The sequence below is a fragment of the Azospirillum sp. B506 genome (assembly GCF_000333595.1).
Lineage (GTDB): Bacteria > Pseudomonadota > Alphaproteobacteria > Azospirillales > Azospirillaceae > Azospirillum.
This window is the reverse complement of record NZ_BADK01000406.1, coordinates 1-2,489: the sequence shown is the minus strand read 5'-3', so window position 1 is coordinate 2,489 and position 2,489 is coordinate 1. Positions and strand designations below refer to the sequence as shown.

Below are 2,489 nucleotides of genomic sequence, written 5' to 3'. Positions count from 1 at the left end.
GGCGCAGTCAGGAATGGAGTGCAAGAACGGTGTCGAGCTGACCTCGCGCCGCGTCGCTCCCGACACCGATGCGCTGGACGAGGTCATGGCCGAGATCAAATCCGGCAAGCTGACGGTGGATGCGGTCTATGCCGGCGCCGACAGCTACCTGGGATCGAAGGCCGGGGACATCCAGAAGGCCGTCGGCGACCGGGTCAACCTGTTCGGCGGCACCCAGACCTTCGTGCTGAACAAGTGGCTGGCCGCCTACACGCCGCTGGTCGAGGACATGGGCGGCACGGCGGCGGAGATGATCGCCAAGGTGCTGAAGGGTGAGGATGCCCGCAAGATGCCGGTGGTCCTGCCGCAGCCGAAGCTGATCGTGTCCAAATCGACCGCCGACCTGCGCAAGGTCGCCGTTCCGGCCGACGCCGTCACCAATCCCTGAGGCGGGGATCGGCCCCGACGGGGGCCGCCTGCATCCGGACAGTCCGCAATTTGCTTGCGAGGTCCGCCGGGACTCCGTTCCGGCGGACCGAAAGACGGAGTTTAGACGTCATGACGCAGCCCGCCTCCGACTCGCGCCCCGAGCGTCTGCTCCTGGTCGAGGATGACCAGTTCAGCCAGGAGTTGATCGTCCTCTATCTGCGCAAGGCCGGATTCACCGATGTCGTGGTGGCCGCGGACGGGCGCCAGGCCCTGGATCTGGCGAAGGCCACGCCGTTCGACCTCATCCTCCTCGATCTCAACCTGCCCAGGCTCAGCGGGACCGAGGTGCTGCGACGGTTGACGAAGGACGGCCATCTGTCCGACACGCCGGTCGTCGTTATTTCCTCCCTGACCAACATGGAGGAAACCGTGCTCTGCCTCGATCTTGGCGCCGCGGACTATCTTCCCAAGCCCTTCAACGCCCGCCTGCTGGAAGGGCGCGTCAACGACTGCCTGGAACGGCACCGGCTGCGCAAGCAGGTCCAGGCCGTCGCGGAGCGGACCGGCCGGGAGCGCGAGGCGGCCCGCCTCCTGCTGCAAGCGATGGCCTCGCCGGTTCTGCCGCCGCCGGGTCCCTCCTTCCCCGTCCGGCATGCCATCGGCTACGACCCGGCACCGGGCGGCGGGGGAGATTTCCTCGATCTTTTCGCGCTGCGCGACGGCGGCGTGGCCGTCCTGACCGGAACCGCGGCGGGAGACGGCCTGTCGGCGCCGCTGGCGGCGGCGCGGATCGTCACCCTGGTGCGGCAGGCTGTCGACCGTGCCGGTCTGGAGGGATCCGATCCGGACCCGGCTTCGATTCTCCAGCAACTCAACGCGGCGGTTTGCGGCACGGCGGTGGAAGGCGGCAGGGCGGAAGGCGGACGGGTGGGCACCGCCGCAACACTGTTCTGCCTGTTCGATCCGCAGACCGGCCTGGCCCGGATCGCGAATGCTGGTCATGCCGACATCCTGGCGGTCGGGCCGGCGCGCGGGGTGACGCCCGTGCCCGCTCCCTGCGGACGGCCGCTGGGCCTGACCGCCGAGGCGGTCTATACGACGCACCCGTTCCAACTGCTGAAGAACGAGACGCTGGTGGCGCTCAGCGACGGAGTCGTCGAAGCCACGGATGCGGCCTCGAACCGCTTGGGAGAGCAGCGCCTGCGCAAATTGCTGGACGGACTGGCGGGAGTCGCGCCGTCCCAGCTGGTGACGTCCCTGCGCCAGGAGGTGGCGGCCTTCGTCGACTCCGCCCCGCTGGCACTGGACCGGAGCATCGTGGCCCTGCGCCGGGTTGAAGACTGAACCCGGCAGGGACTTTCCATCAGAATGCAGGCCGGGGACGCGAGCGGGGATGCCCCCCGCGGCGCGGTCACCCCGCTGCGACGACCGGCAGCGTAAAGGTGAAGCGGCTGCCGGCCTCGTCGCTGTGCGCCGACAAGGTCCCGCCATGGGCGGCCATGACCGAGCGGCAGATGGACAGCCCCATCCCCATGCCGCTGTCCTTGGTGGTGAAGAAGGGATCGAAGATCCGCGCCAGGATGTCGGGGGAAATGCCGCTGCCAGTGTCGGTGACGCTGACCGCGAGCACGCCGTCCGCCACCCGGCTTTCCACCAGCATCTCGCGCTTCCGGGCATGAGCAGCCCCACGGACGCCCCCATCGACAGCCATCGAGTCCAGGGCGTTGGTGACGAGATTCAGCACCACTTGCTGCAGCTGGGTGCGGTCACCCCACACCTGTGCCCCGTTGCCGCGGAGGTCGGCGGTCAGGCGGACGCCGCGCTTGCCGATCTCGTCAGCGGTCAGGGTCAGCACTTCCTCCACCAGCGGATCGACGCACAGCGGTTCCAGCACCGGCGGCGCCTGCTTCGCCAGTGACCGAAGCGCACGCAGGATGTCGGCGGCGCGCAGTCCGGCGCTACGGATGTCCTCCAGGTTCGACAGCGCCTCCGCCACGTCAGGTGTGGGAGCCTTCAGCCAGCGTTGGCCGGGCGCCGGCGCTGGTGACGATGCCCGGCCAGCGGCTGGCTGATTTCGTGGG

3 protein-coding genes are annotated in these 2,489 nt (G+C 69.2%); 2 read left to right on the top strand and 1 reads right to left on the bottom strand.

Features of this window, described 5'->3' with window-relative positions:
- Nucleotides 1-427: ABC transporter substrate binding protein (locus I71_RS12470; protein WP_211098379.1), on the top strand; the 427-nt coding region annotated here is incomplete at its 5' end.
- A 110-nt stretch (nt 428-537) separates the two neighbouring features.
- The gene (locus I71_RS12465; protein ID WP_042695178.1) at nt 538-1,752 is read left to right on the top strand and encodes a PP2C family protein-serine/threonine phosphatase; all 1,215 of its coding nucleotides are present in this window, start codon (nt 538-540) and stop codon (nt 1,750-1,752) included.
- 67 nt (nt 1,753-1,819) lie between these two features.
- Here I71_RS12465 and I71_RS12460 read toward each other — a convergent pair.
- On the bottom strand, nt 1,820-2,489 hold a 670-nt coding region (locus I71_RS12460; RefSeq protein WP_211098378.1), incomplete at its 5' end, for a sensor histidine kinase.

Excerpts from the sequence above, each read along its gene's own strand:
- I71_RS12465 (WP_042695178.1), top strand. The coding sequence starts at position 538 with ATGACGCAGCCCGCCTCCGACTCGCGCCCCGAGCGTCTGCTCCTGGTC.